Raw genomic sequence first — 6594 nt, 5'->3', positions numbered from 1 at the left:
GGCCGCCGGCACGCTCCACCGGTCCGCCGCCCGGGTCCGCCGGACCCGGGGCCGGGCCTTCTCGGCCCCGCCGTCGTCGCCGCTCCGCACGCCCCCGCGGCGCCCCATTCGGGGCGTTCGATCCGCCGGGGCGGAGCTATCCGCTGAACGACCGTTCGGGGTAAGTTTCTGGCACCAGTGATTCGGTGTGCGGTCCCGCACGCCGTCGACCCGCAGGGAGGTCAGCGCGATGAGCGGTGGTGACAAGCTCGATTTCGAGATCCGTCCGAATCCCGCACCGGTATCCGCCGCCGACCGGGCCGCCCTGCTGGCCAACCCGGGCTTCGGCCGGGTCTTCACCGACCACATGGTCACCATCCGCTACGCCGAGGGCAAGGGCTGGTACGACGCCAGGGTCGAGGCGCGTGCGCCGATCCCGATGGATCCGGCCAGCGCCGTGCTGCACTACGCGCAGGAGATCTTCGAGGGGCTCAAGGCGTACCGGACGGCGGACGGTGCGGTCACCATGTTCCGCCCCGAGGCCAACGCCAACCGGTTCATCGCCTCCGCCCAGCGGCTGGCCATGCCGGAGCTGCCGGCGGAGACGTTCGTCGAGTCGCTGCACCGGCTGGTCGAGATCGACCGGGAGTGGATCCCGGACGGGCCGGACGCCAGCCTCTACCTGCGGCCCTTCATGTTCGCCAGCGAGGTCTTCCTCGGTGTCCGCCCGGCCAACGAGTACCTCTACTGCGTGATCGCCTCGCCGGCCGGGGCGTACTTCGCCGGCGGAGTCAAGCCGGTCACCGTCTGGGTCTCCCCGGACTACACCCGCGCGGCGCCCGGTGGCACCGGCGCGGCGAAGTGCGGCGGCAACTACGCCGCCTCGCTGGCGGCCCAGGCCGAGGCGATCGAGGCCGGCTGCGACCAGGTGGTCTTCCTCGACGCGGTGGAGCGTCGGTTCGTCGACGAGCTGGGCGGCATGAACGTCTTCTTCGTCTACGACGACAACACCCTGGTCACCCCGCCGCTGACCGGCACGATCCTGCCCGGCATCACCCGCGACGCGGTGCTGACCCTGGCCGCCGCGGCCGGGCACCGGGTCGAGGAGCGGCCGGTCAGCTTCGCCGACTGGCAGGCGGACGCCGCCAGCGGCCGGCTGCGTGAGGTCTTCGCCTGCGGCACCGCCGCGGTGATCACCCCGATCGGCCGGGTGCGCTTCCCCGACGGGGAGTTCCTCATCGGCGGGGGCGAGCCGGGCCGGTCCACCATGGCGCTGCGCGAGCAGCTGGTGTCGATCCAGCGCGGCGAGGCCGAGGACCCGCACGGCTGGGTGCAGCGCGTCCTCTGACCGTCCATTCGCTCCTCCGCACGGCCGGCCCCGTCCTCGACGGCGCCGGCGTGCGCGCTTCCGTCCGGGTCAGTCCAGCAGGTGGTCCCGGAGGGCGGTGAGCTGGTCGTCCGTGACTCCGGCGTGGCGCAGGTAGCCCTCGGCCGAGCCGTAGCCCTCGCGTAGCTCGCTGAGGAAGAGAATCATCGCCTCGGCGGGGGAGGCGAGGAACGGCGGCGGTGGCTCGTCGGCGTCCGGCACGGTGGCCCGGACCCAGGCGCTGAACCGCTCGGACGCGGCGGTGCTGAGCGCGTAGTCGGCGGCGACGTCCTCGTCGGGCACGCCGAGCACGGCCAGGGTGAGCCCGCAGACGATGCCGGTGCGGTCCTTGCCGGCGACGCAGTGCACCACCACCGGCGCGGTCGCGCTGTCGGCGATCAGCCCGACCGCCTCGCCAGCCCGGCGGTGCCGGTGCGGGCCAAGTCGGCGTACCGGTCGGCGAGGTAGCGGGCCAGGCTGGTGCCGGGCTGGTACATCCGCTCGGCCCAGTCCTGGTGCTCCGGGTGGATGTGCCGGTAGGTGAGGCCGTCGTAGGCCGGCACCCGGCCGTCCCGCGCCACCTCGGTGGGACGGCGCAGGTCGATGACGGTGCGGATGCCGAGCGCGGTGAACGCGGCCCGGTCGGTCTCGTCGATCCGGTGCAGCGAGTCGGAGCGGTAGAGCCGGCGGTGCCGGACGGTGCGCCCGTCCCGGTTGCGGTAGCCGCCGACGTCGCGGAAGTTGAACAGCGCGGGGAAGGGGGTCTCCGGGGCGTCCACCCCTGACACGGTAACGGCCGGCGGGGCCACGATGTGCCCCGCCGGCCGCTGGTTGCAGGTGCCTCCGTTACCGGGCCGTACCCGGCGGGATCGACGAGTAGGTGTCGTCGTAGTAACCGCCGAGCTTGTCCCGGTACGCCGGGTCCGTGTCGGTCGTCTCGTCGTACTCGGGCGCGGCCTTGATCTGGTCCTTGCTCCGGTCGACGTAGACCTTCCGCTCGTCGTGGTCGACGTGGTTGACGGTGCCGGCCGGCAGCATGACCTTCTTGCCGAAGATCCACGGCCCGGTGTCCACCACGAGGTAACTGGAACTCACCTCGTGGCTGGCCCGGTCCACCTTGCCGATACCGCCGTCACTCGCCTCCACCTTGTAGCCGACCAGGTCGACACCGGTCACCCCGGCGTCGTCCCGGTAGCTCCACGGATCGAAACGCCCGGCGGGCGCGCCGCCCGCGAAGGCGCCCTGACCACCCTGGGTCAGCGGATCCGGCGTCCCGTGGGTCGTTCGAGGGTCGAGCCGCTCCATGGCGTCAACACTCCCTTTCTCGACTTTCTCGGGGGATTTGCCTGTCGGATCCCTACCTACCCGGTTGTGGAGATCGATACACCGACCGGCCTCAGGCCAGCGCGGCCTGCGCGTCGAGGGCCACCGCGGCGGCGTGCACGACGGCGGCGATGCGCAGCCCCTCATGCACCTGCTCCCGGGTGAACCCGCGCCCCGCAGCGCCTTCTCGTGCGACTCCAGGCAGACGCCGCAGCCGGTGATCGCCGAGACGGCGAGGCACCACAGCTCGAAGTCGCCCTTGTCCACGCCTGGCCGGGCGATGATCTGCATCCGCAGCCGGGCCGGCATCGAGGCGTACTGGTCGTCGCCGATCAGGTGCTTGGCCCGGTAGTAGACGTTGTTCATCGCCATGATGGTGGCGGCGCCCTTGGCGGCCTCGATCGCCTCCGGCGTGAGATGGGCGGTCGCCTCGTCGGCGATCTCCTTCAGCACGACCGGGTTACGCGCCGCGACCGCGCAGGCCAGGGCGGTGCCCCAGGCCTGTTCCGGCTTGAGGGTCGAGGTGCCGACGGTCGAGCCGAGGTTGAGCTTGATGTCCTTGGCGTACTCGGGCAGAGCCGCCTTGACCGCGTCCAGACCCATCTCAGGCACCGGCGCCGGCGAGCAGCGCGTTGGCGTCGAGGGTCTCGCCGCCCTTGTTCCAGTTGCACGGGCACAGCTCGTCGGTCTGCAGGGCGTCGAGCACCCGCAGCACCTCGGAGACGTTGCGGCCGACGGAGCCGGCGGTGACCATGGCGAACTGGATCTCGTTGTCCGGGTCGACGATGAAGGTGGCCCGCTGCGCCACGCCGTCCTCGCCGAGCACGCCGCAGTCGGCGGTCAGCTCGCGCTTGATGTCGCTGAGCATCGGGAAGGGCAGCTCACGCAGGTCCGGGTGGTCCTTGCGCCAGGCGTAGTGGACGAACTCGTTGTCCACCGAGACGCCGAGCACCTGGGCGTCGCGGTCGGCGAACTCGCCGTTGAGGCGGCCGAACTCGGCGATCTCCGTCGGGCAGATGAAGGTGAAGTCCTTCGGCCAGAAGAAGACCACCCGCCACTTGCCCTCGTAGGACTTGTGGTTGATGGTCTCGAACGCCTTGTCGGCGTCCAGCGAGACGCAGGCGGTGAGTTCGTACTCAGGGAAGCGGTCACCGACAGTGAGCACGGGTTCTCCTTGGCAAGCGGTTGTCAACGGCGCGGGGCCGGTAACTGGATCAGTTCCAGATACTTCCTCAGCGTCGTTCGCGCCTGGTGGCGGCCGGGTGACTTGTGAAGTCGATCACGAGCGGTGCGTTCCGCCCCGGTCGTGGTGATTGATCAGGTGCCGGCCACCCTGAGTCACCGTCCCGAGATGTGGATTGTTCCTCCCAAAACCGGGGGTGGGGTGGCAGAGTGGCGATCGTGACCAGCACCGTCCTGATTATTGGCAGCTAGCGCGCCGGCTTCCCCTCCGCCGAGCGCGCAGACCTCCCGCATCCGCGGGGGGTCTTTTTGTTGCTCCCCCGCCCGAGGTCCGTGAGGAAGGCACTCCCATGACGTTCCAGGTGTACGACACGACGCTGCGCGACGGTGCCCAGCGTGAGGGGCTCAGCTACTCGGTGGTCGACAAGCTGGCCGTGGCGCGGCTGCTCGACGAGTTCGGGGTGGGCTTCATCGAGGGCGGGTGGCCGGGCGCGGTGCCGAAGGACACCGAGTTCTTCCGCCGGGCGCGGACCGAGCTGGACCTGCGGCACGCCGTCCTGGTCGCCTTCGGCGCCACCCGCCGGGCCGGGGTGCCGGTGGCGGCCGACCCGCAGGTGCGCGGGCTGCTGGACGCCGAGACCCCGGCGGTGGCCCTGGTCGCCAAGGCCGACCTCCGCCACGTCGAGCGGGCCCTGCGCACCACCGGTCCGGAGAACCTGGCGATGATCCGGGACACCGTCGCCCACCTGGTCGCCGAGGGCCGGCGGGTCTTCGTCGACGGCGAGCACTTCTTCGACGGCTACCGGCACGACCCGGCGTACGGCGTGGCGGTGGTGGAGACGGCGCTCGCCGCCGGCGCCGAGCGGTTCGTGCTCTGCGACACCAACGGCGGGATGCTGCCGTCCATGGTGAGCGCCGCGATCGCCGACCTGACCGCGCGCACCGGCATCGCCCCGGAGCTGTTCGGCATGCACGCCCAGAACGACACCGCCTGCGCGGTGGCCAACACCGTCGCCGCCGTCGAGGCCGGGGTCCGCCACGTCCAGGGCACCGCCAACGGGTACGGCGAACGCCCCGGCAACGCCGACATCTTCGCGGTCGTCGCCAACCTTCAGCTCAAGCTCGGGCTGCCCGTCCTACCCGACGGCTGCCTGGAACAGATGGTGCGGGTCGCGCACGCCATCGCCGAGATCGCCAACATCGCCCCCGACACCCACCAGGCGTACGCCGGGGCCGCCGCCTTCGCCCACAAGGCCGGGCTGCACGCGAGCGCGATCAAGGTCGACCCGTTGCTCTACAACCACGTGGACCCGTCGGTGGTGGGCAACGACATGCGGATCCTGGTGACCGAGATGGCCGGCCGGGCCAGCGTCGAGCTCAAGAGCCGCGAGCTGGGCCTGGACCTGGCCGGCCATCCGGAGGCGCTGTCGAAGGTCACCAGCCGGGTCAAGGAGCTGGAGGCGGGCGGCTGGTCGTTCGAGGCGGCCGACGCGTCGTTCGAGCTGCTGGTCCGCTCGGAGCTGCCGGACGCCGCGCTGCCCCGGCCGTTCGCGCTGGAGTCCTACCGGGTGCTGGTCGAGCACCGCGAGGACGGCGCGGTGGTCTCCGAGGCGACCGTGAAGATCCGGGTACGCGGCGAGCGGGTGATCGCCACCGCCGAGGGGAACGGCCCGATCAACGCCCTCGACGAGGCGCTGCGGGTCGGCCTGTCCCGGCACTACCCGGAGCTGCGCGACTTCGAGCTGGCCGACTACAAGGTGCGCATCCTGGAGGGCAGCCACGGCACCGGCGCGGTGACCCGGGTGCTGGTGGAGACCGCCGACGGCAGCGGCCGCGACTGGACCACCGTCGGCGTGCACCCCAACGTGGTCGAGGCGAGCTGGCACGCCCTGGTCGACGCGCTCACCTACGGCCTGGACCGCGCCCGGGTCTGAGCCCCGCTCCGGTCACGTCGTGCGGCGCCCGGGCCGGGTCGGGGCCGCCGGGGTCAGGCCGCCGGCAGGCGCAGCTCGGCCAGCACCGCGCGGTGGTCGCTGGCGGGCACCGGGTGCACGGCGACGGACCGGACGGCGATCCGCCGGTCGACCAGCACGTGGTCGATGGTGACCGGCGGGATGAGGTCGCCGTCGTACGGGCCCCAGGTGCCGGTGAGCCCCGCCCCGGCGGCGTCGGCCGCGTCGACGTACCCGGTAGCCAGCAGCGCGCGCAGCGGGGCGTGGTCGAGGGTGGCGTTGAAGTCGCCGGCGAGGATGCGCAGCGGCCCGTCCGGGGTGGCCGGGGGCTGCGCCCGCAGGTCGGTGAACCACTCGTCGACCGCGGCGACCGCGTACGGCGCGGCTGGGTGCGCCGACTCGACCCGCACCGGGGCGCCCCGGCACCGCCACGACGGCGTACGCCTGGGTGAACTGGAAGCCGGCGTTGCGCCGGAAGCCACCCTCGGCGAGCGGGAGCCGCGAGTAGAGGGCGGAGCCGGTGGTGCCGACCTCCGGGTTGAGCTGCCGGTGGGGCAGCAGCCTGGCCAGGCCCTGCCGGTCGAGCGCGTCGCGGGCCTCGGGGGTGAACTCCTGCACGGCCAGCAGATCGACCCGGTGCCGGCGCACCAGCTCCACCACCGTCCGCGCGTCGGCACCGCCCTTGAGCAGGTTGGCGGTGAGCACCCGCAGCACCGGCCCGCCGGCCGCCGGCTGGTCGGCGCGACCGCCCGGGGGACCACGCGCCGAGCAGCGCCAGCGCCACCACCGCCG

The 6594-nt window shown here is 72.5% G+C and carries 4 protein-coding genes and 3 pseudogenes; 2 read left to right on the top strand and 5 right to left on the bottom strand.

Features of this window, described 5'->3' with window-relative positions; genetic code table 11:
- Window positions 1–229: 229 nt before the first annotated feature.
- The gene (locus JNW89_RS23405; RefSeq protein ID WP_238450508.1) at window positions 230–1327 is read left to right on the top strand and encodes a branched-chain amino acid aminotransferase; all 1098 of its coding nucleotides are present in this window, start codon (window positions 230–232) and stop codon (window positions 1325–1327) included.
- Between the two features lie 69 nt (window positions 1328–1396).
- Here JNW89_RS23405 and JNW89_RS23400 read toward each other — a convergent pair.
- From JNW89_RS23400 to JNW89_RS23385, 4 genes and pseudogenes are all read right to left on the bottom strand, one after another.
- Window positions 1397–2124: pseudogene (locus JNW89_RS23400) on the bottom strand (tyrosine-protein phosphatase).
- A 67-nt stretch (window positions 2125–2191) separates the two neighbouring features.
- Complete coding sequence (locus JNW89_RS23395; protein WP_238450509.1) at window positions 2192–2650, bottom strand: PRC-barrel domain-containing protein; 459 nt, start codon at window positions 2648–2650, stop codon at window positions 2192–2194.
- A 231-nt stretch (window positions 2651–2881) separates the two neighbouring features.
- A pseudogene (locus JNW89_RS23390) lies at window positions 2882–3271 on the bottom strand (alkyl hydroperoxide reductase); the annotation flags it as partial.
- Between the two features lies 1 nt (window position 3272).
- Window positions 3273–3833 carry a peroxiredoxin gene (locus tag JNW89_RS23385; RefSeq protein ID WP_238450507.1) on the bottom strand — a complete coding sequence of 187 codons (561 nt, stop codon included), beginning with the start codon at window positions 3831–3833 and terminating at the stop codon, window positions 3273–3275.
- 367 nt (window positions 3834–4200) lie between these two features.
- Here JNW89_RS23385 and cimA point away from each other — a divergent pair, with 367 nt between their 5' ends.
- Window positions 4201–5784, top strand: a complete 1584-nt coding sequence (cimA, locus tag JNW89_RS23380) for a citramalate synthase (protein ID WP_238450506.1) — start codon at window positions 4201–4203, stop codon at window positions 5782–5784.
- A 53-nt stretch (window positions 5785–5837) separates the two neighbouring features.
- On the opposite strand, the pseudogene JNW89_RS23375 reads toward cimA, so the two are convergent.
- Window positions 5838–6594: pseudogene (locus JNW89_RS23375) on the bottom strand (endonuclease/exonuclease/phosphatase family protein); the annotation flags it as partial.

The sequence above is a fragment of the Micromonospora sp. 4G55 genome (genome assembly GCF_016803375.1).
This window is presented reverse-complemented; position numbering and strand designations above follow the sequence as displayed.

Excerpts from the sequence above, each read along its gene's own strand:
- cimA (WP_238450506.1), top strand. The coding sequence starts at position 4,201 with ATGACGTTCCAGGTGTACGACACGACGCTGCGCGACGGTGCCCAGCGT.
- JNW89_RS23405 (WP_238450508.1), top strand. The coding sequence starts at position 230 with ATGAGCGGTGGTGACAAGCTCGATTTCGAGATCCGTCCGAATCCCGCA.
- JNW89_RS23395 (WP_238450509.1), bottom strand. The coding sequence starts at position 2,650 with ATGGAGCGGCTCGACCCTCGAACGACCCACGGGACGCCGGATCCGCTG.